Origin of the sequence: Aeromonas sp. 2HA2, from assembly GCF_029237345.1 — a bacterium.
GTDB classification, from domain to species: Bacteria; Pseudomonadota; Gammaproteobacteria; order Enterobacterales; family Aeromonadaceae; genus Aeromonas; species Aeromonas salmonicida.
Genome location: NZ_JAACGB010000013.1, coordinates 1 through 23,326 on the forward strand (window position 1 = coordinate 1; position 23,326 = coordinate 23,326).

A 23,326-nucleotide genomic window follows, 5' to 3' on the forward strand; every position below is an offset into this window, starting at 1 on the left:
GCATCACGGCTGACGGCACCTGGACCTACAACGTCGACAACAGCAAAGTGCAGTACCTGGGCAAAGACGAGACCAAGGTTGAGACCTTCACCGTGCAGAGCGTCGATGGCACCCCGCACATTGTGACAGTGGTGATCAACGGCACCAATGACTTGCCAACCCTGTCTATCTCCAATGGCGCAACTGTTTCCGAAGAGGGCTTGCCCAACGGGATCATCGACACCAACGGCAACCCGGATACCACGGATGCCAAGAGCATGTCCGGTACCATTTCAGTGGGTGACGTGGACAGCGACAAGCTGACCGTTTCACTGGGATGGCCAACCGGTGATGGTGTTAAACCAGTTTATTCTGGTGGTGTTAAGGTCGAGTGGAGCTGGGATGCGGGCAGCAAGACGCTGGTTGGCTATACCGGCACCCCGGGTAGCGACGGCTACAAGGCGGTGGTCGAGGTCAAACTGACCGCACCGGATGCCAGCGGCAAGGGTGATTGGGCCTATGATTTGACCCTCAAGGCGCCGCTCGACCATCCCGTCAAGGATCAAGAGGATTCCCTGTCGTTCCAGCTGGACGTCAAGGTCTCCGATGGCAAGGGCACAACCACTGGCAAACTGGGTGTCACCGTTGAGGATGACGCGCCAGTCGCGGGTGATGCTGCTGCCGTCTCCGTTACCAAGACAAATATTCCAGATGTGTTGACCGGGGTATTTGATCTGACCAAGTTCAGTGGCAACAAGGCCCTGGTAGATTTGGCTGGCTTTACCATCACAGCCAAGGGGTTCACCTCTGCAACCAACTCAACTCTGATTGATGCCAGTGTCAATGGTTCCAATGCAGGGTTGGGGGTGTCCAGCGTGGCCGGGCCGTACCACAACATTGCCAACGAGATAGACTTCCGTCACTTCGCGAACGGAACCTCTGCCTCCGAGGAGTTAATTGTGAAGCTGGATCCGGGCACGGTTGCCTATGGTGCCAACATCAAGTTCAGCCAGATGTTCGGTGGTGAGCTGGAAAGTGGCGTGGTCGAGTTCTACCGTGCTGGCGTGCTGATCGGTACCCAGACCTTCAGCTCCAATGCGACCAGTGGCGATTACGCCGAGAACTTCCAGGTACAGCAAGGCGGCTTTGACACCATGGTGATCAAGGCCACCAATAACGGCAACACCAATACCTCGGACAACAGCGACCTGACGGTGAAGAGCATAGAGTTCATCGGCTCCTCTACCGCCCAGGCTATCGCTTACGGTTCAGGCACGGTGACACCGCAGTGGGGGGCTGATGGCAAGGGCCATATGCAGCTGCTCGGCTCCAACGAAACCGGCCTGACCACGGCAACCGGCAAGCTGATCACTACCTCCATGGAATCGGCCAATACCTTGATAGGTAAAGCCAGCGATGGCTCCCTGGTGTTCCGTCTGGAATTTACCCCGGCCACCGGCAAGTGGGAGTTCTTCCAGTACCAGAACATGTCCAGACCGCTTGGCGACGGTGATATCGACTTCCAGATCAAGGTAGTGGATGCGGATGGTGATTCCAGCCTGGGATCTTTTGCAACCAAACCACTGGTGACGCCAGTCGTACAATCTGTCTCGAGCGGCAACGCGGAGGAAGGCGGCAATCTCTCTCATACGGTGACACTGTCTGACCAGACCCATGAGGCGACCCAGTATGACTTCGCCATTCAGGGCAGCGGTGCCAATCCGGCATCCAGCTCTGATTGGGGAATTGCACAATTCAGCAATGGGGTGACCTACAACAGCGCCACAGGCAAGATCACTGTGCCGGCCGGGGTGTCCGGCTTTACCGTGACGCTGCCGACCGTGAACGATCGACTGGTTGAAACGACCGAGACGCTGACGGTGACAGTGGGTGGCCAGAACGGCACGGGCACCATCATCGACAACGACCGCGCGCCTGTGACCACGGGTGGGCACGGTGTCGGGACGGAAGATACGCCACTGGTACTGAAGTGGTCCCAGTTTGGTGCCAGCGATGATCAGGCTGCGTCTGATCTGAGCGTCGTGATCGGCACGCTGCCGCAAAATGGCACGCTGGAGTATCTCAATGCCGCCGGCCAGTGGATTGCCGTCAAGGTTGGTGACCTCGTCTCTTACGGTGACATCAATACTGGCCATCTGCGCTTTGTGCCAGGACTCAACGAGTCCAGCACCAGTGCAGCCAATGGCAACGGCACGTCCATGGGCAACCAGCAAGGGGACTACGCCAGCTTCGGCTACCAGATCAGCGACGGTGCCAACCTGAGCAACACGAGCAAGCTGGTGATCGACATCGCTGCCGTGGCTGACAAGCCGGTGGTGGATATCAGCCTGACCGGCAATGGCATACCGCTTTATACCCAGTACCCGTCGTCCGGCATCTCGACAGGCGCGTTCCAGAGCGGCAACTTCAACAAGGGCAGCTTCGGCATCACCAACAGCCTGACCGACAGCACTACCAGTCAGGACTCTGTGGTGGGCGGCAATGGCAATGACTACATCGTCAGCGTGAAGGGCGGCGGCGACTATTTCGTCGGCGGTCTGGGCAATGACGTGCTGGTCGGTGGCAACTCTGTCTCGGGCGATACCCTCGACGGCGGCGTAGGTAACGACATTCTGGTTGCCGGACTGGGTGGTGACACCCTGTATGGTGGCGCAGGTACAGACCTTGCCGTGCTGATGGGGTCGCGTGCCAACTATGTCATCGAGCGCAGAAGTGATGGCGGCTTCAACTTCCTGGTGAAGGAGAACGGCACCACCATCAGCAAGTCGCTGTACGACATTGAACTGGTTCAGTTTGATGACGGCATTTACCAGTTCAATCAGACTGACGGAACCTTGACGGCGGTACAGCCCAGTGTGGTGGACTACCCCCTCGAGATCAGTGCATCCCTTACCGACAGGGATGGCAGTGAACAGCTCGACAGTCTGGAGCTGAGCGGCATGCCGAGTGGTGCGACCCTGTATCAGGGTGGCACAGTGCTGGGAACCGCAGGTGCCGATGGCAAGCTGACCCTCAGTGGCCTCTGGAACCAGGGCGCGCTGGACGTCAAGCTGACCGATCTGACCCTGCGGGTGCCGGGCAGCAATGCCGGTCAGTTCGACCTCAAGGTGGAGGCCATCGCCAAGGAGGTGGTGACCGACCAGACCAGTAGCGCATCGGATCAGGATTCGATCCGCATGAGCTACTTCCTCTCCACCGAAGGGGAGCCGGGTGATCAAAACCGCACCTACGGCAGCGAACACAATATCGTGGTCGGGGATCTGGATGGCAGCGTGGTGCTGCCTGGCCAGAACTACAACATCGCCTTTATGGTCGACAGCTCGGGTAGTATCGGCACCAGTGCCATGAACACCATCAAGAGCCAGCTGGCCCAGGTGTTTGCAACCCTCAAGACCAGTGCCGGTACTGAGGGGGCGGGCAAGGTCAACATCTTCCTGGTGGACTTCGACAGTCAGGCCAACAAGTCCATCAGCGTAGACTTGAAGGATCCCAATGTCCTGACCAAGTTGCAGGCTGTGCTCGACAGCATGGACGGCAGTTACTGGAATGGTGGGGCGACCAACTACGAGGATGCGCTCAAGACAACCTCCAACTGGTTCAACAGCGACACCGCCAAGAACAACGCCAATGCGAAGAACCTGGCGTACTTCATTACCGATGGGGCACCAAACACCTATTACGGCTATGAAGATACCAACCCGATCGTGAATACGAAGACCAGCGAGCGTCTCGATTCGTTTGTCAACGTCAACAACTATGTGCCGGGTGAAGCCTTCTACGCCAACATCGGCGGCACCAACCGGGTGCTGATCGACGCGAACGGCAATGTTCAGAAGTGGTCGCAGGGCAATAACAACAAGTGGAGCTCAACCTCCATCGGGACCTTGAAGGCACAAGGGGATGGTACCTTCGAGATCTCCACCCCCTATGACAGCAACTACTGGGCATTGCAAAACGCGCTGGCTGTGCTGCCGCTTCTGCTGGCCAATAACGTGACGCTGGAAGCGATCGGTATCGGCAGCAGCGTCTCCATCGATACCCTGAAGCTGTTTGACAGCGATCAGGTAGTGCAGTCCAACGTGTCCGCCAACGATCTGGCCGGCGCCATTCTGGGGACCTCCATCAACAACAAGCCGGGAAGTGACCGGATCGATGGCGGTGCCGGCGACGATATCCTGTTCGGCGATGCGGTTCACTTCGCCGGTATCAACGGGGAAGGCTACGCGGCCATCAAGCAGTATGTAGCCGGTAAGGTGGGTGCAGGTTCGGTGACGGATGCCCAGGTCCATGACTACATCAGCAGTCATGCCAGCGAGTTCGATCAATCCTCCGCCAACGACAAGGGCGATGTGCTGATCGGCGGGGAAGGCAACGACATACTGTTCGGTCAGGGTGGTGACGACTTCCTGTTCGGTGGTGCCGGCAACGACATCCTGTTCGGCGGTAGTGGCAACGATATGCTGTATGGCGAGAGCGGCAACGATACCCTGTACGGCGGTAGCGGCAACGACACCCTGTATGGCGGTGCCGGCAATGACACCCTGAGCGGCGGTCTGGGCAATGACATTCTGGTCGGTGGCCTGGGCAACGATATCCTCAAGGGGGATGCCGGGGCCGATACCTTTACCTGGCTGCAGGGCGACACCACTGGCGGCACCATTGCCAAGGATTATGTGGTCGACTTCTCCAGAGCTGAAGGTGACAAGCTGGATCTGAGGGATCTGCTGGATCACGATGGTTCTCACAACCAGAACGATCTGAAGGGCCTGCTCTCTGTGTTCCAGGACAGCGAAGGGGTTCACTTGCAGGTCAAGGAGAACAGTTCGGCGTCCGTGACTCAGGAGATAGTGCTGATGAACCACACGTTCGACAGTCTCACCGGCAGCGCGGCGTCCACCTCTTCCCAGGTGATCGACTACATGCTGAGCAACAACATGCTGGATATCGACAAGTAATCCGGTTTGAAGTCTGTAAAAAGCGGCAGAGCAATCTGCCGCTTTTTTTATGTCTGGCAAACGGAAAGTGCATCCACTGGCGGTGATGGCAGGGGATTTGGCTGCGCATCGCAAAAGCCTGGCCCACACCCGGGGCCGAAAGGGCTGCGGGTCAGCCATTTGGCGGCTGACAAGTGTGAGGAGAGACCGGCTTTGAGCCGATTCTCGCTTTTTTTCATCAAGTTCCGTCATCATCTAGCCGACATAGGATAAGAATACGGGTCGTGTTGGGATTCTGACCCTTCTATACTATGTCGAGACTCGGGCAACGGACGTAAGGGCTTTATATGGCGAGCATATTGGATTCAGTGGATCAACGTACCCAGCTGGTAGGGGAGAACCGTCTGGAGTTGTTGATGTTCCGTTTGGGATCCCGACAACTGTTTGCTATCAACGTCTTCAAGGTGCGGGAAGTGGTCAAGCTGCCCCATCTCAACAAGATGCCGGGGGCGCACCACAACATCAGCGGGGTGGCCAACATCCGTGGCACCTCTATCCCCGTGATCAACCTGCGCAGCGCCATTGGCATGCGCGCCATGCCCATCGACAGCGAGTCCAACCTCATCATCACCGAATACAACCGCACCATTCAGGGCTTTCTGGTGGGACAGGTAGCCCACATCGTCAACATGACCTGGAAGGATATTCTGCCACCCCCGCGCTCAGCCGGGCGGGCGAACTATCTGACGGCCATTACCCGGATACCCGAAGATGGCGTCGACCAGATCGTCGAGATCATCGACGTGGAGAAGGTGCTGGCCGAGATCATCACCTACGACATCCGCATCTCGGAAGAGGTGCTGGACCTGGCCATATTGCCGCAGATGAATGGTCGCAAGGTGCTCATCGTCGATGACTCCAGCACGGCCCGCAATCTGGTGCGAGAAACCCTTGCCCAGCTTGGCCTGGAGGTAATCGAATGCCAGGATGGCCTGGAGGCGCTCAATCTGCTCAAGGGGTGGTGTGATGCGGGCAAGAAGGTGACCGACGAAATCCTGCTGATGATCACGGATGCCGAGATGCCGGAGATGGATGGTTATCGGCTGACCCACGAGATCCGCAGTGATGCCCGCATGTCGGATCTCTTCATCACGCTCAATACCTCCCTGAGCGGCAATTTCAACGAGGCCATGGTCAAGAAGGTGGGGTGTGACCGCTTCATCTCCAAATTCCAGCCGGACCTGCTGGTCGGGGTGGCACAGGAGCGGCTGCGCCAGATACTGAAACGCTGATGGTCATGAAAACAAAGATCCCGCTTCGGCGGGATCTTTGTTTTGGGCCAAGAGGGCCCGATAGTGCGTATAGGGGGATACTGGGGGCATTATTGAGTCAAGAGGGGCTCGATAAAGCTGGCCACACGGTCGCGGATCAACGGCTGCGCCGCCGCCGTGGGGTGGATGCCATCGTTCATCATGAGTTCAGGGCGCAACGCAATATCATCCATGAAGAAGGGCATCAGTGGCAGCGCGTTGGCGGCGGCCAGCTCCGGAAAGATCTGCTCGAACTGGCGCAGGTAGCGGGCCCCGTAATTGCGGGGCAGCTGGATTTGGGTCAGCACAGTCTTGATCTGCAGCTCCTTGGTCAAGGCCACCATCCTGGCCAGATTGTCACGGGTGATGGCGGGGGCGAACCCTCGCAAACCGTCGTTGCCACCCAGCTCAATCAGTACCCAGTCCGGTTGATGCTCCTTGAGCAGAGCGGGCAGGCGGGCCAGGGCACCTTGCGTTGTTTCACCACTGATGCTGGCATTGATAAGCTGATGCTCGCCCCCTTGCTGCTGCCATTTCTGGTTGAGCAGGGCAGGCCAGCTCTGGTCCGCCGGCATCTGATAACCTGCACTCAGGCTGTCACCCAATACCATCAGGGTCTGTGCCTGTACCGATGAAACCAGGCAACATAAGGCGAACAGGAAACGCGTCATGAATTCAACTCCCATTATTGTCGTCAAGGGCCTGGGCAAAACCGTTAGCCTGGGCCAGGAAAGCCTCACCATCCTTGAAGGGATCGACCTGCAAGTCAATACCGGCGAGACACTGGCGCTGGTCGGTGCCTCAGGCTCGGGCAAGTCTACCCTGCTGGGGCTGCTGGCCGGCCTGGATCTGCCGAGCGAGGGGGATATCGAGATCCTCGGGCAGTCGCTGGTGCAACTGGACGAGGAGGGCCGTGCCCGCCTGCGTGCCGAGCAGGTCGGCTTTATCTTCCAGTCCTTCCTGCTGTTGCCTACCCTGAGTGCGCTTGAGAATGTGATGTTGCCAGCCGAATTGCGTGGCGAGACCCGCTGCGAGCCCAGAGCCCGCGAGCTGCTGGCGGCGGTGGGGCTCAGCGAGCGTCTCCACCATCTGCCACCGCGCCTCTCCGGTGGCGAGCAGCAGCGGGTTGCCATAGCGCGCGCCTTCATGACCCGTCCCAGCCTGCTGCTGGCTGATGAACCGACCGGCAATCTCGACAGCAAGACCGGCGAGACAGTGATCGAACTCTTGTTCCAGCTCAATCGTGAATATGGCACCACCCTGGTGGTGGTCACCCATGATCACGACTTAGCCCAGCGTTGCCAGCGGCAACTGGTGATGGCGGCAGGACGACTGGAGGTCGAACAACATGAGGTGCAGCGTGCATAAGAGAATGCCTGGATATGACTGCAAGGGTGGCCGATTGAACGGGAGTGGTGACGCATGATGCAGTGGCGATTGGGATTGCGCCTGTTGCGGCGAGAAGGCTTCAACGGCGAGTTGCGCTGGTTCGTGCTGGCACTGGCGCTGAGTGTGGCCTGCGTGCTGAGCGTGGCTCTGGTGGCGGACAGACTGGATGCCGGACTCAAGGCATCGGGGCGCGATTTTATCGGTGCCGACCGGGCGCTGCGCTCGGCCACACCTGCGCCAGCTGACTGGCTCAAGCAGGCAGAAAAAGCGGGTCTTTCCGTGCAGACGACGGTCAGCTTCAACAGCATGCTGTTCCATGGCGATGCGCTGCAGCTGGCCTCCATCCGCGCCGTGCCGAGCGAGTTTCCCTTCTATGGCAAGCTGGAGCTGACTCCCCAGCGAGCACCGGCCCCGGGCGAGATCTGGCTCTCGGCCCGGGTGATGCAATTGCTGGAGGCAAAAATTGGGGATGAGCTGGAGGTGGGCAATACCCTCCTCAAGGTGGCAGGTGTGCTGGGCCAGGAGCCGGATCAGGGCTTCAGCCCCTTCCTGCTGGCGCCAAGGGCGCTGATCCACAGTGATGATATCGAGGCGACCGGCGCCCTGCTGCCGGGCAGCCGCCAGCAGTGGCGTTACCTGTTCAAAGGCGCGCGCGAGGACGTAGCCAGCTATGAGCGCTGGCTCAAACCCAAACTGAAAGCGGGACAAAAACTGATCAAGCCGGACGATCAGGGTTCCCAGGTGGGTCGCTCGCTGGCCAATGCCGAGCGCTTTTTCCGGCTTGCCTCCCTGGCCGGCGTGCTGCTGGGGGCGCTGGCCATGGGCATAGCGGTGCGCCACTTCGCCGAGCGGCAGACCAATATGGTGGCACTGCTCAAGACGCTGGGGGCGTCCCGTCGTTCGCTCTGGCAACTGATGGGCTCGCTGCTGCTGTCGCTGACCCTGGTCGGTGCCCTGCTCGGTCTGGTGGCGGGCAGTGCCATGCAGTGGCTGACCCTGCATCTGCTGGGCAATCTGCTGCCTGCCGATCTGCCACCGCCGTCCTGGCGACCCTTTGCCCTCGGTCTGGCGGTCGCCTTCTTCATCACACTGCTGCTGGCCTTCGTGCCCTTCCTGCGCCTGCTGAAGGTACCGCCACTGCGGGTGCTGCGTCGTGAGCTGGAGGCTGGGATCCCGCCCTGGCTGGCGTTGCCGGTCGGTTTGCTGGGGCTGTTTGGTCTGGTGTGGGGCTTTACTGCGGATGCGACCCTGGCGTTGGGACTGATCGGTGGCATGGGCCTGCTGATGGGGCTGCTGGCGCTGATCGCTTCCCTGCTGCTGCGGCTTGGTCGTCGGGTCAAGGGGCCCCATGCGCTGCGCCTTGCCATCAATCACCTCTCCCGCGAGCGTGGCAGCGGCCTGTTCCAGCTGGCTGGCTTTGCGCTGGCGCTCATGCTGTTTGGTCTGCTGTGGGCGGCACGGGTCGACCTGCTCGACGAGTTTTCCGCCCGCTTGCCGGTGGATGCGCCCAACCGCTTCCTGGTCAACGTGGCCGATCACGAGCGGGAGAGGATTCTCACCGAGTTGCGCCAGGCGGGTGCCCTGACCTCGGATTTTTATCCCATGGTTCGGGGCCGGCTGGTCAGCATCGCCAGCGAGGCGGTGCGAGACAACGACGAGGATGGGCGGGAAGGAGTGAACCGTGAACTCAACTTCACCACCACGGCCAGTCTGCCGCCAGACAATCGTCTGACCGATGGGCGCTGGCTGGATGGGCCCGGCCAGGTGTCGGTGGACCAGGACTTGGCCAAGCGACTCGACATAGCGCTCGGCGATACCCTGGGCTTCACCATAGAGGGGCGCAGCTTCAAGGCGCAGGTCACCAGTTTGCGGGCCATCAAGTGGGACAACATGCGGCCCAATTTCTACATGATCTTCTCCCCTGACATGCTGGCCTCCTTCTCCCAGACCTGGCTTGGCAGCTATCGGTTGCCGGAGCAGAGCAGAGCGGCAGAGGTGGAGATCATCCGTCGTCATCCCACCGTGAGTCTCATCGATGTAGACGACCTGATAGTGCGGCTGACGGCTGTGTCTGATCAGGTGAGCCGGGCACTCGGTCTGATGCTGGGTCTGGTGACGGTAGCTGCCCTGCTGGTGTTGCTGACCCAGACCCAGGCCAGCATGGCCCACCGCCGTCGCGAGCTGTTGCTGATGCGCACCCTGGGGGCCAGCAGCGACCTGCTCAAGAAGATGCTGCGCTGGGAACTGGTTGCCAGTGGCCTGTTGGCGGGGCTGTGCGCCGCCATGGTGGTCGAGCTCTGCTCCTTCGGCCTGCAATGGTGGTGGTTCGAGGGGCAGTGGCAGTTCCACTGGGCTATCTGGGGCGGCTTGCCCTTGCTGGGCGCCCTGCTGGTGACGCTGGCGGGGCAGGGAATGCAGCGTCAATTACTGGCGGGGACCCTGAGCGATCGCCTGCGCGGGCTCGGTCAGGGGCTGCTCTAGTCTCTTGCTTTTTGCGCAAATGCAACAAGCCCGGCCACATGGCCGGGCTTGTTATTTTCGGCAATTGTCTTGCCGGAACAGGTTCAGCGTGGCCGGTGCAGCAGGTTGGTGAGTGCCAGGGGCAGTTCGGGAAAGGTGAAGTGAAAACCGGCTTCTAGCAGGCGGGCCGGCATCACTTTCTGGCCGGTGAGCAGCAGGTCGGCCGCCTCTCCCATCAGCAGTCGCAGCGCCAGTGCCGGAACGAAGAAAAGGTGCGGTCGGTGCAGGGTCGTTGCAAGGGTTTGGCTGAACTCGCGATTGCTGACGGGGTGGGGGGCCGTACCGTTGAAGATGCCGTCATACTCGTCGTGCTCCAGCAGGAACAGCATGGCGCGCACCAGATCCTGAATGTGGATCCAGCTCATGATCTGCTGGCCTGATCCCATGGGGCCGCCGAGACCGAGCTGATAGGGAGGCAGCATCTTGGGCAAGGCGCCACCATCTGTGCCGAGCACCAGGCCGATACGCACTATGCAGACCCGCGTATGGGCGCTGCGAGCCTCTTGCGCCAGGGTTTCCCATTGCTGACAGAGTTGATGGGTAAATTCGTCGTGGGGAGTCTTGCACTCTTCATCCAGCGGCGTCTCCCCCTGCCGCCCATACCAGCCGATGGCTGAGGCATTGATCAACACCTTGGGCGGCGTGCTGGAGAGCTTGACGAGGTCGACCAGCTGTTCGGTCAGCAGCCAGCGACTGTCACACAGCAGCTGTTTGCGTTGCTCGCTCCAGCGCCCGGCGGCGATAGGCTCCCCCGCCAGATTGATAACTGCATCCACGTCGTTGAGGTCGTCGAGCCGATCCAGATTGTCGAGCAGCTTGATGTCATGGCCGAGCAGGTCGTAGGCGCGGCTCCCCTGACGGGTCAACACCACTACCTCGTGCTGCACCTTGAGATGTGCCACCAGGCGGCGGCCGATAAAGCCGGTTCCTCCCGTGATCAATATTTTCATATCCATACTCCCTGACTCTGTTGGCTCTACTCTAGTGGGCCAGCACAACATGAACAAGCAACTGTTTTTGCAAAGATTATAATCGTCACACCCGCTCTGGTTGCCGAGGCATCAGCTGGCGCGATATGAGCCAGGGCCAGATTGGGGGGATTGGGTACGCTCCGGCCCGGATGCCTTGCAAGATGTGGCTGCGAGCCCTGTGTTGATGGCGTATGGTGTCAATCAGGCCAAACCTGATTGCAGCCAATCGTATCAGAAGGGCTTGCTAGGTGAGCGGAGACCAGTAGACTTGCCCGCTTTTTTGTCGTTGCCGTGAGGATGATTATGCCTTTTCGTCGTTTGAGGTTGCGCCAGTTCTATACGAGGCTGGGAGTGTCCCTGCTGGCAGGCTTGCTGTCTGTGTTGCTGGGGGTGTTGATCATCTCATGGCAGACGTTTTCGGGGGTGAAGCAGGATGCCGAGGAGCGTCTCTTGCATGCACGACACATGTTTGACCGTACTCTGGACAATGCCCAGCAGGCGGCGTCCATGGTGCGAAGCAGCATGGATCGGCCTTGCGACGAAGTGGTGCAGGGGCTGAGGGATCAGGTGGCGACCGTGCCGGACATACGTACCGTCAACCTGGCCAAGGGGGAGCATATTTACTGTACCTCCCTCTACGGTCCCTACAGCGGTATCTTCTCTCTGGCCGATTACGCAGAGGGTCAGCTCGACCTGCTGAGAGGCAACCCTGTGACGCCGGATCGCCCCCTTGTCGTCTATCGGCAGGCGGTGGGCGATAACAGCGTGCTGGTCGGGGTAGACGGCTACTATCTGCACAACATTCTCGACATGCTGAGCCGCAACTCGCCGCTGGCGCTGGTCATCGGCAGCCGGACCATGCAGGCCAACGGCCAGGTCAGCGAGGAGGTGCCATCCCGTACGGGCGGCTATCTGGAACAGGTGTCATCGAAGTATCCATTCAGGGTGGTCACCGATCTGTCCCACAATGAGTACGGCAGCCATGTCTGGAGTTACTCCAGGGCCAGCCTCATCATCTATCCCTTGCTGGGCATATTGGTGGGGGTTGGCGTGTTCTGGCTGACCGGCCGCTCTACTTCTCCTTCACAAGAATTGCGGCGGGCGCTGGCCCAGCGGGAATTCATACCCTATCTGCAACCCGTGGTGACGGGGGATAATGGACACTGGTGTGGCTGCGAGGTGCTGATGCGCTGGCAGCATCCCCGTCAGGGCATTATATCGCCGGATCGCTTCATTCCGCTGGCGGAAGACAGCGGCCTCATAGTCCCCATGACCCGTCTGCTGATGGCACAGGTGCGGGATCAGTTTGCCGGCAAGGCCCATACCCTGCCGAGGGGATTTCACTTTGGCTTCAACATCTGTGCCAGCCACTGCAAGGATCTGAGCCTGGTGGAGGATTGTCGCGACTTCATCGATGGGTTCAAGGCCAACCCCATCAAGCTGGTGCTGGAGCTGACCGAGCGGGAGCTGATAGTGGCGGATGAGGTGACCGACCGCTTGTTCGCCGAGCTGCACCAGCTCGGGGTCTTCATCGCCATCGACGATTTTGGTACCGGCCACTCCAGCCTGACCTACTTGCAGCAGTTCCAGGTGGATTTTCTCAAGATTGATCAGAGCTTCGTCGGCATGATCGGCTCGGATGCGCTCTCCAGTCATATCGTCGAGAACGTCATCGATCTGGCGACCCGGCTCGGCCTGATGCTGGTTGCCGAAGGGGTGGAAAACGAGGTTCAGGCCGCCTACCTGAGGGCGCGTCAGGTGACCTTCCTGCAGGGCTATTTCTATGGCAGGCCCATGCCGATGAAGGAGTTTGCCAAGCAGCTGGCAGCCTGACAGGCCCGGTTTCTCCTGCGCGAGGAAATAAAAAAACCAGCGATCTGGACAGAGCGCTGGTTTTTCTTTATTCAGGCGGCAGCGCTGTCAGAGCATGCGGGCCAGGGCACTGGTCAAGCGTTTGACCCCTTCCTCTATGGTGGCTTCATCCACGCAGGAGAAGCTCAGCCGCAAGGTGTTCTTGATCTCGGGGCGCACATAGAAGGGGGCGCCGGGTACGAAGGCGACCTTCTCCTTGATGGCCTCGTCGAACAGTGCCATGGCGCTGACACTGGCAGGCAGGGTCAGCCAGAGGAACATGCCCCCTTCCGGTCTGGTATAGCTCACGCCGGGCGGGCAGTGACGAGCCAGTGCGGCCTCCATGGCGGCGCGCTGGCGGCCATAGACCTCCTTGATCTTCTCCAGATGGGCATCCAGCGAGTTGTCGATCAGGAAGCGGTGCAGCACCTGCTGGCTGAAGGCGTTGCTGTGCAGGTCGGTGGCCTGCTTGGCGATGGTGACCTTCTGGCGCAGCCAGTCCGGCACCAGCATCCAGCCCAGACGGAAGGCGGGCACCACAGTCTTGGAGAAGGAGCCGAGCAGCACAGTATTGTTCGGCGCCAGCTTGGCGATAGGGGGCAGGTGCTCTCCTTCGAAGCGCAGCTCGCCATAGGGGTCATCTTCCACCATCAGCAGCTCGTGGCTGACCAGTCGCTCGGCCAGTGCCTCACGGTTGGCGCGGCTGTAGGAGACACCGCTCGGGTTCTGGAAGTTGGGCACGCCGTAGAGCAGTTTTGCGTTGGAGCCGCTGGCCAGCAGCGCATCCAGCGCCACCAGATCCAGACCCTCTTCCCCCAGCGTAATGGGCTGGAATGCCGGTTGATAGACGGAGAACGCCTGAATGGCGCCAAGGTAGCCAGGCTCTTCAATGATGAGATCCTGTCCCTCGTCGATCAGCACCTTGCCCAGCAGATCCAGCGCCTGCTGGGAGCCGCTGGTGATGAGGATATTGTCCGGGTTGACGCTCATGCCATGGCGCGCCAGATAGCGGTCTGCAATGTACTGGCGCAGCGGGGCGAAGCCCTCGGTGGCGGCATATTGCAGGGCGGCGGCGCCTTGCTCGCGCAGCACGTCCTGGCAGGCCTGATCGATGGCCTTGACCGGAAACAGGTGCGGATTGGGCAGGCCACCGGCAAAGGAGATGATCTCGGGATTGGCCGCGACCTTGAGGATCTCGCGGATAAATGAAGGCTCTACCTTCTCGAAGCGCTGGGCAAAAAACGGTTGCATAGGGTTCTCTCTGGCATGGTGAGCGGTCGCTCCATTCGACCGCCAAGTTATCCGTTTGTATCAGATTTAAAAAATGAGGCAATGGCTGCAACAAAAATCGATAAAAAAGGGCAGGTTTGGCACCTGCCCGAATTTTATCGGCCGGGGGCGGCCGTGGAGCGCAAAAAGCCCTGAATTGGTCCCTGGCCAAGGCGCGTTATTGACGGCTTGTTGGCGTTACAGACCCGGCTCCTTGAGGAAGCGGATCATCAGATCCGTGTTGGCGCTGAGCTGCTGCTCCACCCGGCCCGGGAACAGCTCGGCCATCTTGTCGAGACGGTCGTACTGGGTATGCCAGATCTTGCCCCACTGGGTCTCGCTGTCCCGATCGCAGGCGCTCTTGGTGGCATCGTCGTAGCAATCCCACAGTGCCGGATTGGTGGTCTGGGAGTAGCCGTCATAGCCATCCGCCCCGTTGATGGTGAAGTTGGTGGCCTCCACGTAGGCGATGGGCACCCCCAGACAGGCGAAGGGGGCGTGATCCGACCAGCTGCCTGTCTCCCCTTCCGGATAGCCGGCGTAGCTGGGGTGGATGGCGAACGGGGTGTCAGTCTGTTTGGAGATGGCCAGCAGACGGTCACGGACCTTGGGATCGAAGCTGTAGCGGCTTGGCTCGGCACAGTTGTATTCGGCCACATCCGAGTGAGCAGAGTGAACATAGACGATGTCGCCGCCGGCTATGGTGTCGTAGTTCACCATGGCCACCAATTGGGCGATGGCGGCGCTGTCGAGGCTGGCGACATAGGCTTTGGAGCCGTTGAGGCCGTTCTCTTCCGCGCCGAAGAAGGCGAAGCGTACCGTGTAGGGCAGGGTCTGCCCCTTGAGCGCCTCGGCGACCGCCAGCAGCGCCGCGACACCGGCGCCGTTGTCGGTGGCGCCTTCAGAGCCATGCTTGTCACCCGTGCTGTCGTAGTGGGCGCCGATCAGGATCACCTTGTCGCTCTGGCCCTTCAGCTCGGCGACAAGATTCTGGGAGGCCTTGCTGGCCCCACTCTTGGTGTAGGTGAACGGCTGCTTCTGCACATCGTAACCCCAGCCTGTCAGATGATCCTGGATCCAGGCTGCGGCGCGGGTCTCGGCCTCCGTACCCGTGGGTCTGGCCCCTATCCCCTCGGCGCTCGAGCTCAGTTGCACCAGATACTCATAGGCTTGCTCGGCGGCGCTGGGCGCCTGGGAATCATTGCTGGAGGTGTTGCACCCGGTCAGCAGGGCTGCGATGGCAAACGCCAATGCTGTGTGTTTCATACTGCAATCCTTTGTTGTGTATGGTTTTATTTTCGCAGGCAAGCATGCGCCCGACCCCACGCAGATTCTGTGAAGGGGGTGGCATTTGTCAATCGTGGTGGCGGAATTGGTCAGTGACGGGGGATTTGTTTCGCGAAACACTTGCGCCTTGGGCCTATCTTGGGATAATTCGCTACCCTGTTTCGCGGATTGATGAAATAACGCGCCATTCATCCATGTGATCCGTGACCTTGGGCAATGAAATAACGAGTAATCCATTCATGTCGTCTGTGACCCAGACCGATGCAATAACGAGCAATTTGATTATGTCTGTGACCCAAGATGTATTTAACGAAGACGGCAAGTTCATGCGCAAAATCCGCAGCTTTGTCCGTCGCGAAGGCCGCCTGACCAAAGGGCAGGAGAAGGCCCTGGAAGAACTCTGGCCGGTCATGGGTATCGATTTCGCGCCAGCACCGCTCGATCTGGTCGCCCTGTTTGGCCGCGAGGCCCCTGTGGTGCTGGAAATCGGCTTTGGCATGGGCGCCTCCCTGGTGGAGATGGCCAAGAATGCCCCCGAGAAAAATTTCATCGGCATAGAGGTACACTCACCGGGTGTGGGAGCCTGCCTCGGCACCGCCCAGGAAGCGGGCGTCACCAACCTCAAGGTCATCTGCCACGATGCAGTAGAAGTGCTGGAGCACATGATCCCGAATGGTTCGCTGGCCTGCCTGCAACTCTTCTTCCCAGATCCCTGGCACAAGAGCCGTCACCACAAACGCCGTATCGTGCAGCCGGCATTTGCCCAGGATATCCGCCAGAAGCTGGCCATAGGTGGCGTGTTCCACATGGCCACCGACTGGGAAAACTATGCCGAACACATGCTGGAAGTGATGAGCGTCGCCGAGGGTTACGAGAATACCTCCACCACCGGCAACTGGGTGTCTCGTCCCGACTGGCGTCCGCTGACAAAATTCGAACAACGGGGCCATCGTCTGGGCCACGGGGTTTGGGATCTGATTTTCAAACGCGTTAACTAATTTAACGAGTCAACTAACCTAAGGAGCTATCATGGCCAATCGTAGCCGCCGTCTGCGTAAGAAACTGCGAGTCGACGAATTCCAGGAAATGGGATTCGACATCAGTTTCAATTTCCCGGTCGGCACTGCCGAAGAGACCATCGATGCGGTAGTCGATGCGATGATCGATGAGGTTGTTGAACCCCGTAGACTGGCGTTCGCCGGTTCAGGCCACCTGGCCTGGGAAGGGATGATCTGCACTCAGCAACTGGGCAAATGTACCGAAGAAGACCGCGCCGTTCTCAAATCCTGGCTGGAAGGCAAGGGGATGGAAGCCGTGGTGGTCACCGAACTGTTTGACCTCTGGTACGGTGAACCGGCCTGATAACCGCTTGCCTGTTGTGGCCGACCTGTTACGGGTACCCTGTGTCGGGTACATAGACAAATCCCGCCATTGGCGGGATTTTTGTCAGTGGGGATGGGATCTCCACAGCCCCTAGTTATGGAATCGCTTATGGTGTTGTCATCCGAATTACTGGCCAGCATTCTGGCCGAGGTGCGCCCGCTGCTCGGGCAAGGCAAGGTGGCCGACTATATTCCGGCCCTGGCCCAGGTGCCGGCCGATCGGCTCGGCATGGCGGTCTGTACCGTGGAGGGGGAGCTGTTCACCGCCGGTGACGCCTTCGAGCCCTTTTCCATCCAGAGTATCTCCAAGGCCCTGAGCCTGACGCTGGCGCTCACCCTCTATCAGGAGGAGGAGATTTGGGCCCGGGTGGGCAAGGAGCCCTCCGGCCAGCCGTTCAACTCGCTGGTGCAGCTGGAGTTCGAGCAGGGCATACCTCGCAACCCCTTTATCAACGCCGGTGCCCTGGTGGTGAGCGATCTGCTTGAGACCCGGCTCACGGCCCCGCGCCAACGTACTCTGGAGCTGGTGCGGCGCCTCAGTGGCAACCCGGCCATCATGGCGGATCAGGTAGTGGCCCGCTCCGAATATCAGCACTCCGCCCGCAACGCCGCCATCGCCTATCTGATGAAGGCTTATGGCAACTTCGAAAACGAAGTGGACAAGGTGCTGCAAAGCTACTTCAATGCCTGCGCCATCCGCATGAGCTGTGTCGATCTGGCGCGGGCATTCATCTATCTGGCCAACCGCGGCGTGCCGCTGGGGGCCGGTGAGCCGCTGCTGCCGGCCCGCACCACCAAGCAGGTCAATGCCCTGCTCGCCACCTGTGGTCTCTACGACGAGGCCGGTGATTTTGCCTATCGGGTCGGTATGCCGGGCAAATCCGGTGTCGGAGGGGGTATCATGGCGCTGATCCCAGGTGAGCTCTGTGTGTGTGTCTGGTCGCCCGAGCTCAACAAGGCTGGCAACTCGCTGGCGGGCACGGCGGCACTGGAGCTGCTGGCCGAGCGTCTGGGCCGCTCCATTTTTTAACCTTGTTTACCATGAATCGAGAAAACATCATGAAAGCATATATTGGTCTGTTGCGGACCGGTCTGACGGCCCTGTTGCTCTGGTGCGCGCTGCCCGCCTTTGCAGCCGAACTGCCACCCCTCTCGCTGGCGGATGCCAAGGCCAAACAGGCCGTGATTCTGGATACCCGTGCCAGCCACTTCTATCAGGGCTGGCCGATGGAAGGGGAGAAGCAGGGTGGCCACGTTGCTGGCGCCGAAAATCTCTCGGCCGACTGGAAATACAGTGATGACGAATGGCCCAAGGCGCTGGAGATCAAGGGCTTGAAAGCCGATCGTCCGGTGGCGCTCTATGGCGAGCCGCGGGAAGTGGCCGAGGTGGCCCGTCTGCTGCGCAAGCAGGGCATCAAGCAGCTGTTCGAGCTGCAAGCGTGGAAAGCCGCGCCGCGCGAGTATCTGGCGCGCTGGCAGCAGCTGGTCTATCCGCGCTGGCTGGCGGACCTGCAGGAAGGCAAACCCGTGGTTGCCGCCCCCAAAGGGGAGTGGAAGCTGTTCGAAGTGGATTGGGGTTCACCCAAGGCCTATCTCATCAGTCACATACCCGGGGCTGGCTATATCGATACCAACCGCCTGGAAGAGGAGCCGTTGTGGAACAAGGTCTCTGACGAGGCGCTCAAGGCGCTGCTGCTGGAAAACGGCATCCGTCACGACACTACCGTCATCCTCTATGGTCGCAACACAATGGCGGCCGCCCGCGCGGCGCACCTGATGATGTATGCCGGCGTGGCCGATGTGCGCCTGCTGGATGGCGGCCTCGATGCCTGGTTCGTGCAGCACCTGCGCACCGAAACCGGCCTGCCCAACAAGTTCGAGCCGGTGAAAGAGTTTGGCGTGGCCATTCCGGCCCACCCCGAGTACTACACCACACTCGATCAGGCCAAGGCGTTGCTCAAGCAGCCCGACAGTGCCCTGGTCAGCGTGCGTACCTGGGACGAGTTTGTCGGCAATACCTCAGGTTACAGCTACATCAAGCCGAAAGGCGACATTCCGGGGGCCAAGTGGGGTCGTGGTGGCGTGGATGCCAACAGCATGAGCGACTTCCACAACCCGGACGGCACCATGAAACCGGCTCGCGAGATCCTCACCATGTGGGATGAGTGGAATATCGAGCCGACTCAGCAGGCCGCTTTCTACTGCGGTACCGGCTGGCGTGCCTCCGAGGCCTTCTTCTACGCCTGGTTGATGGACTGGAAGCGGATCAGTGTCTATGACGGTGGCTGGTACGAGTGGAGTGCAGACTCTGCGAACCCCACAGTGACCGGTGAGCGTCAACCCGCCAAGTCATGAACAGGCAGTAACAAGAGGCCGGACAGATGTCCGGCCTCTTTCATATGTGCCGCTGGCATCAAGTTCAACGCGACGCCAAGTCACTGATTTTTGATGTAGATCCCGTTCTGTCAATCCACTCTGTGGGGGCGGTGAGGTTGCGCTAGGCTTCAGTCACCACCCTCGTGGTGAGGGTGAAGAGGGAGACGAGACAGGCGATGAAACAACTGATGATGATCCTGGTGTGTGCACTGGGACTCGTGGCGTGCAGCTCTCAATACATCATGAGTACCAAGGATGGGAAGATGATCACCACCGACAGCAAGCCCAAGCTGGATGAGAGCACCGGCATGTACCGCTATTACGATGCCGAAGGGCGGGAGGTGATGATCAAGCAGGATGATGTCACCCAAATCATGGAGCGTTGAGGCTCCACCAAAGAACAAGGGCTGCCTGCGGGCAGCCCTTGTTCTTTCTCGTGTCAGTTGATCTGGGCCACCTGACGATTGACCTGACCGACAAACAGCTGATGGAAGCGGGAGTGGGAGTTGGCCAGCAGGCTGACCGGCGAGCCCTGTTCCACCACGGTTCCTGCTTCCATCACCACCACCTTGTCCACCGACAGCAGCGGCTCCAGATGGTGGGCGATGACCAGATAACTGGCCTCCGGCCGATAGCGATAGAGCAGCTCCGCCATCTTGCGCATGCCGCCGTGATCGAGATCCGAGGTGGCCTCGTCCAGCACTATGAGCGGGCGACGTGACAGCAGGATGCGGGCGATTACCAGCAGCTGGGTCTCGCCAGCCGAGAGTTGCAGCTTGTCGAGGTCCTCGTCCAGCCGGCCAGCGCAGCGCTCGGCCAGACCGACCCGTGCCAGTGCCAGCTCCAGCGCCTCGTCATCCTGCTCGGTGAGCGGCGCCAGGTTGGCGCGCAAGGATCCGAAGAAGGTGAGGGGCGTCTGGGAGACGGTGTCGTAGAGATCCCGTACCGCCTCCGGTGCAAGCCGGGACAGCGGTTGATCGCCGTAGTAAATCTCTCCCTGTGAGGCCGGATACATGGCTTGCAGCACACCGAGCAGTGAGCTCTTGCCCGCACCGGTACGACCGCAGACCCCCACCTTCTCGCCGGGGGCCAACTCGAAGTTCACCTTGTGCAGGGCCCACTGGCTCGCCTCCGGATAGCGCAATCCCAGGTTGTCGAAGCGCACCCCGGGATGGGCCGTCACCAGCGCTTCCCCCTGCTGGCGCTCGCTCTCGATTTCGCTGTATTCGCGCACCCGCTCCACCGCATTCATCACCTGCTCCACTTCGGCAAAGGTGCGAATGAGGGAGTTGAGCATGGCCGAGGCGGTAAAGGCATAGGTGATGGCGACGGCCCCCAGCAGCGAGCTGTTGCCAAAGGCCACCATCAGCGCCACTGCGCCTACCAGCACGGCGGAGAGCAGGGTCTGGTGCATGCCGAGCCAGCGGTTGATGGAAGTGGTGGTGTACCAGCTGCGCAGGTTGTTGTCATAGTGCAGCAGCACCTGATCCAGCGCGAAGCGCTCGGCTCCGGCCAGACGCAGGGCGGGGGCACCGCGAATGGTCTCGCTGATGCTGATGTAGAGCGGCGAGCGCAGCACGGATGCCTGACGCCGCAGCTTGAGCTGCACCGCCCGGTAGCGCCGTTGCAGCACATAGAGGGCCCAGCCCACCAGAGGGGCGATGAGCAGCAGCAGCGGCATGTTGACGCCTATCACCACCACCTGCAGCAGCACTGAGATGAGCATGCCGAACAGCCCCATCAGCATGGACAGCAGTATCTCTTGCGCCTCCCCCAGATCCCGGTCGAAGCGGTTGAGGATGCGTCCCTGCGGCACCTTGTCGAAGAAGGCCATGGGGGCGCGGCTGATGCGACTCAGCATGCCGTCGAACAGGGTCCAGGCCAGCTTGAGCCCCAGCTTGTAGTTGATGACCCGCACCACCATGATGCAGACCAGTGATCCTGCCCCCAGCAGCACATAGATGCCGAGCAGTGAACTCACCTCTGTGAGCCCGGCCTTGCCGCCGAGCCAGAGATCCGAGGCGATACGCAGCCCCTCCTGCCCCAGGGTGAGCAGCAGGGCGATCAGGATGGCGCCCGGGGCGGCGAGACGCTGCCACATGAAGCCAAACAGCCCCCAGTCCACCTTGCCTTCCACCACCTTCTCTTCGCTGAACTGTTCAGCCTCCTGCGGTGCCACCATGGGGGCGGGAAGCGGGTGCTGGATGAGATCCGCCAGCTGGCGGGCATCGAGCTCAACCAGTCGGCCCTGCTCGATGCGGATCACCCGATCGCAGTGGGCCAGCACGTCCGGATCATGACTCACCAGCAGTCGGGTCGGCCCCGGCTTGAAGGCGAGCCCTTGCTCCAGCACCTGGGCCGAGACGATGGGGTCCAGTGCCGAGAGGGGGTTGTCCAGCAGCAGAATATCGGCCTGGGCATAGAGGGCACGGGCCAGGGCGACTCGCTGCTGCTGACCGCCGGAGAGGCGGGTACCCAGCTCGCCCACCAGGGTCTGATCGCCGTGGCTGAGCAGGCCGAGGTCGGCGCCGAGGGCGCAAGCCCCCAGCACCCAGCGATAGCGTTCACCGTGCCAGGGCTGACCGAACAAGATGTTGTTGCGAATGGTGTCGTTCATCAACCAGGGCTTGTGGCCCAGGTGGGCGACCCGGCCGTGACGGCGGATCTCTCCCTCGAAGCTGTCATCGAAGCCGGCGATGAGGTGCAGCAGGCAGCTCTTGCCTGAACCGGTGGGGCCCGTGATCCCCACCAGTTCCCCCGGCTCTATGATGAGGCTGGCCCCTTGCAGTACCGGCTTTTGCTGGTGCAGGGCAGTGACTGCATCGACCCGCAGGCTGCCGACGGGCAGGCTGGCATCGGTGAGATCCCTGTGCTGCTCCGGGCTGTTGAGGAACTCACACAGCCGGTTGAAGCCGGTGTTGAAGTTGATCAGGGTGCGGATGAGATAGGGCAGCCGCATCATGGGGATCCGCAGCACGGCGAACAGGGCTATGGTGGTGAACACCTGGGGCAGGGTCAGGCTCTGGCCCGATACCAGATAGGTGGTGAAGGTGGCCAGGGTCACCAGCAGCGGCGTGCTCAGCATCAGGCTGTCGTTGATGGCATCGAGCTTGAGCACCCGACCGAGTACCCCCAGTTCCTGCTGGCGCTTGGCGTTGGCCGCCCGGGTGAAGAAGGCGCCTAGCCCGTTCTGGCGCACCAGCCGCAGCTTCTTGATGTATTCCGCCAGTATGCCATTGCGTTCGTCCTGCTGGCGCTTGAGCTGTTGCTCCTGCTGGTTCATCCGCCGCACCACCCGGGTGGAGATGAGCAGCAGCAGGGTGAGCACCGCAAAACCCACCAGGCCCGCGCTGCCCACCTGCCACACCAGCAGAGCTATGGTGCCCAGCAGTTGCAGTGCCATGGTGAGCGGCATGGCGGGGTCGGCCAGGATCCAGGTTATGTCCCACACATCCCGGTTGATGAGGTTCTGCACCCGACCGCCGGCCCTGTCGTCGAAGCTCTTGCCCCCCAGCTTCATCACCTTGGCCAGCAGGGCTTCGGCCAGCAGGCGGCGAATGGGGACGTGCATCTTTAGCGCCAGCTGCAACGAGTGCTCCGCCAGCATGCCGGCGGCGAGCACAGAGGCAAACAGGGCGAAAGCCAGCAGCAGTTTTTGCTCCGTGGGGGCGCCCGCACCGAGCTGGGTCATGCTGTGGTTGAGCAGCCAGGGGCTGGCCAGGGTCGCCAGCATGCCGAGCAGCTGCAACAGGGTGAGCAGGCCAATCCGCCCCTTGTAATGGCGCCAGATAAAGGCGGTGATGGGCCAGGGGCGTACCGGCTGGGTGGCGGTGAGCTGAAGGAAGGCATCGGCCCTGCCATCCCGTCTGTCTTCCGGCAGCAGGGGATAGAGATCGTCGAGGCCGACCTGGGGTTCGGTCAGCCCCTTGCGTTGCAGCGGGCCCGTCCAGTGATAGAAGAGGCGGCTCAGCCAGCCGGCCGAGATTTCCGGGTGATCCAATGGGTGTCCTTATTATTGTGCTGCTTCCAAAGGGTGG

General features: G+C 60.7%; 15 protein-coding genes. 10 read left to right on the forward strand and 5 right to left on the reverse strand.

Annotated features, from left to right (window positions below):
* Positions 1 to 4,955: VCBS domain-containing protein (locus tag GWQ29_RS15945; protein ID WP_275919827.1), on the forward strand; the 4,955-nt coding region annotated here is incomplete at its 5' end.
* 326 nt (positions 4,956 to 5,281) lie between these two features.
* On the forward strand, positions 5,282 to 6,226 hold the full coding sequence (locus GWQ29_RS15950; protein WP_111588370.1) for a chemotaxis protein CheV: 945 nt from the start codon (positions 5,282 to 5,284) through the stop codon (positions 6,224 to 6,226).
* Between the two features lie 89 nt (positions 6,227 to 6,315).
* Here GWQ29_RS15950 and GWQ29_RS15955 read toward each other — a convergent pair whose 3' ends face one another.
* A complete protein-coding gene (locus GWQ29_RS15955) occupies positions 6,316 to 6,915 on the reverse strand; it encodes an arylesterase (RefSeq protein WP_111588371.1) in 600 nt (199 codons plus the stop codon).
* On the opposite strand from GWQ29_RS15955, the gene GWQ29_RS15960 reads away from it, so the two are divergent.
* Both GWQ29_RS15960 and GWQ29_RS15965 read left to right on the forward strand, forming a co-directional pair.
* Positions 6,914 to 7,612 carry an ABC transporter ATP-binding protein gene (locus tag GWQ29_RS15960; protein ID WP_005318003.1) on the forward strand — a complete coding sequence of 233 codons (699 nt, stop codon included), beginning with the start codon at positions 6,914 to 6,916 and terminating at the stop codon, positions 7,610 to 7,612. The genes GWQ29_RS15955 and GWQ29_RS15960 overlap by 2 nt on opposite strands.
* 54 nt (positions 7,613 to 7,666) lie before the next feature.
* Entirely contained in the window at positions 7,667 to 10,114 is a 2,448-nt protein-coding gene (locus GWQ29_RS15965) for an FtsX-like permease family protein (protein WP_275919828.1), read from the forward strand.
* 83 nt (positions 10,115 to 10,197) lie between these two features.
* Here the strand turns inward: GWQ29_RS15965 and GWQ29_RS15970 are convergent, their stop codons facing one another.
* Positions 10,198 to 11,103: a TIGR01777 family oxidoreductase gene (locus GWQ29_RS15970; protein WP_275919829.1), complete on the reverse strand. Its 906-nt coding sequence runs from the start codon at positions 11,101 to 11,103 to the stop codon at positions 10,198 to 10,200.
* A 324-nt stretch (positions 11,104 to 11,427) separates the two neighbouring features.
* On the opposite strand from GWQ29_RS15970, the gene GWQ29_RS15975 reads away from it, so the two are divergent.
* Positions 11,428 to 12,957 (forward strand): cyclic diguanylate phosphodiesterase, encoded by a 1,530-nt coding sequence (locus GWQ29_RS15975; protein ID WP_275919830.1) that lies wholly within the window; start codon positions 11,428 to 11,430, stop codon positions 12,955 to 12,957.
* Positions 12,958 to 13,044: 87 nt separating this feature from the next.
* Here GWQ29_RS15975 and GWQ29_RS15980 read toward each other — a convergent pair whose 3' ends face one another.
* Both GWQ29_RS15980 and GWQ29_RS15985 read right to left on the reverse strand, forming a co-directional pair.
* Positions 13,045 to 14,226 carry a PLP-dependent aminotransferase family protein gene (locus tag GWQ29_RS15980; RefSeq protein WP_275919831.1) on the reverse strand — a complete coding sequence of 394 codons (1,182 nt, stop codon included), beginning with the start codon at positions 14,224 to 14,226 and terminating at the stop codon, positions 13,045 to 13,047.
* Between the two features lie 216 nt (positions 14,227 to 14,442).
* Positions 14,443 to 15,510, reverse strand: coding sequence for a M20/M25/M40 family metallo-hydrolase (locus GWQ29_RS15985; RefSeq protein ID WP_275919832.1), 1,068 nt, complete (start codon positions 15,508 to 15,510; stop codon positions 14,443 to 14,445).
* Between the two features lie 305 nt (positions 15,511 to 15,815).
* Here GWQ29_RS15985 and trmB point away from each other — a divergent pair, with 305 nt between their 5' ends.
* The 5 genes from trmB (at position 15,816) to GWQ29_RS16010 (ending at position 19,675) form a co-directional block, all read left to right on the forward strand.
* Positions 15,816 to 16,529 carry a tRNA (guanosine(46)-N7)-methyltransferase TrmB gene (gene trmB, locus GWQ29_RS15990; protein WP_099994220.1) on the forward strand — a complete coding sequence of 238 codons (714 nt, stop codon included), beginning with the start codon at positions 15,816 to 15,818 and terminating at the stop codon, positions 16,527 to 16,529.
* Positions 16,530 to 16,560: 31 nt separating this feature from the next.
* Entirely contained in the window at positions 16,561 to 16,893 is a 333-nt protein-coding gene (locus GWQ29_RS15995) for a YggL family protein (protein WP_005317987.1), read from the forward strand.
* Between the two features lie 129 nt (positions 16,894 to 17,022).
* A complete protein-coding gene (gene glsB, locus GWQ29_RS16000) occupies positions 17,023 to 17,943 on the forward strand; it encodes a glutaminase B (protein WP_005317985.1) in 921 nt (306 codons plus the stop codon).
* Positions 17,944 to 17,972: 29 nt separating this feature from the next.
* Positions 17,973 to 19,268 (forward strand): sulfurtransferase, encoded by a 1,296-nt coding sequence (locus GWQ29_RS16005; protein WP_275919833.1) that lies wholly within the window; start codon positions 17,973 to 17,975, stop codon positions 19,266 to 19,268.
* A 197-nt stretch (positions 19,269 to 19,465) separates the two neighbouring features.
* Positions 19,466 to 19,675, forward strand: coding sequence for a YgdI/YgdR family lipoprotein (locus GWQ29_RS16010; RefSeq protein ID WP_021139660.1), 210 nt, complete (start codon positions 19,466 to 19,468; stop codon positions 19,673 to 19,675).
* A gap of 53 nt (positions 19,676 to 19,728) precedes the next feature.
* Here GWQ29_RS16010 and GWQ29_RS16015 read toward each other — a convergent pair whose 3' ends face one another.
* On the reverse strand, positions 19,729 to 23,289 hold the full coding sequence (locus tag GWQ29_RS16015; protein WP_275919834.1) for an ATP-binding cassette domain-containing protein: 3,561 nt from the start codon (positions 23,287 to 23,289) through the stop codon (positions 19,729 to 19,731).
* Positions 23,290 to 23,326: the final 37 nt, after the last annotated feature.

Excerpts from the sequence above, each read along its gene's own strand:
- GWQ29_RS15950 (WP_111588370.1), top strand. The coding sequence starts at position 5,282 with ATGGCGAGCATATTGGATTCAGTGGATCAACGTACCCAGCTGGTAGGG.
- GWQ29_RS15960 (WP_005318003.1), top strand. The coding sequence starts at position 6,914 with ATGAATTCAACTCCCATTATTGTCGTCAAGGGCCTGGGCAAAACCGTT.
- GWQ29_RS15955 (WP_111588371.1), bottom strand. The coding sequence starts at position 6,915 with ATGACGCGTTTCCTGTTCGCCTTATGTTGCCTGGTTTCATCGGTACAG.
- GWQ29_RS15965 (WP_275919828.1), top strand. The coding sequence starts at position 7,667 with ATGATGCAGTGGCGATTGGGATTGCGCCTGTTGCGGCGAGAAGGCTTC.
- GWQ29_RS15970 (WP_275919829.1), bottom strand. The coding sequence starts at position 11,103 with ATGAAAATATTGATCACGGGAGGAACCGGCTTTATCGGCCGCCGCCTG.
- GWQ29_RS15975 (WP_275919830.1), top strand. The coding sequence starts at position 11,428 with ATGCCTTTTCGTCGTTTGAGGTTGCGCCAGTTCTATACGAGGCTGGGA.
- GWQ29_RS15980 (WP_275919831.1), bottom strand. The coding sequence starts at position 14,226 with ATGCAACCGTTTTTTGCCCAGCGCTTCGAGAAGGTAGAGCCTTCATTT.
- GWQ29_RS15985 (WP_275919832.1), bottom strand. The coding sequence starts at position 15,510 with ATGAAACACACAGCATTGGCGTTTGCCATCGCAGCCCTGCTGACCGGG.
- trmB (WP_099994220.1), top strand. The coding sequence starts at position 15,816 with ATGTCTGTGACCCAAGATGTATTTAACGAAGACGGCAAGTTCATGCGC.
- GWQ29_RS15995 (WP_005317987.1), top strand. The coding sequence starts at position 16,561 with ATGGCCAATCGTAGCCGCCGTCTGCGTAAGAAACTGCGAGTCGACGAA.
- glsB (WP_005317985.1), top strand. The coding sequence starts at position 17,023 with ATGGTGTTGTCATCCGAATTACTGGCCAGCATTCTGGCCGAGGTGCGC.
- GWQ29_RS16005 (WP_275919833.1), top strand. The coding sequence starts at position 17,973 with ATGAAAGCATATATTGGTCTGTTGCGGACCGGTCTGACGGCCCTGTTG.
- GWQ29_RS16010 (WP_021139660.1), top strand. The coding sequence starts at position 19,466 with ATGAAACAACTGATGATGATCCTGGTGTGTGCACTGGGACTCGTGGCG.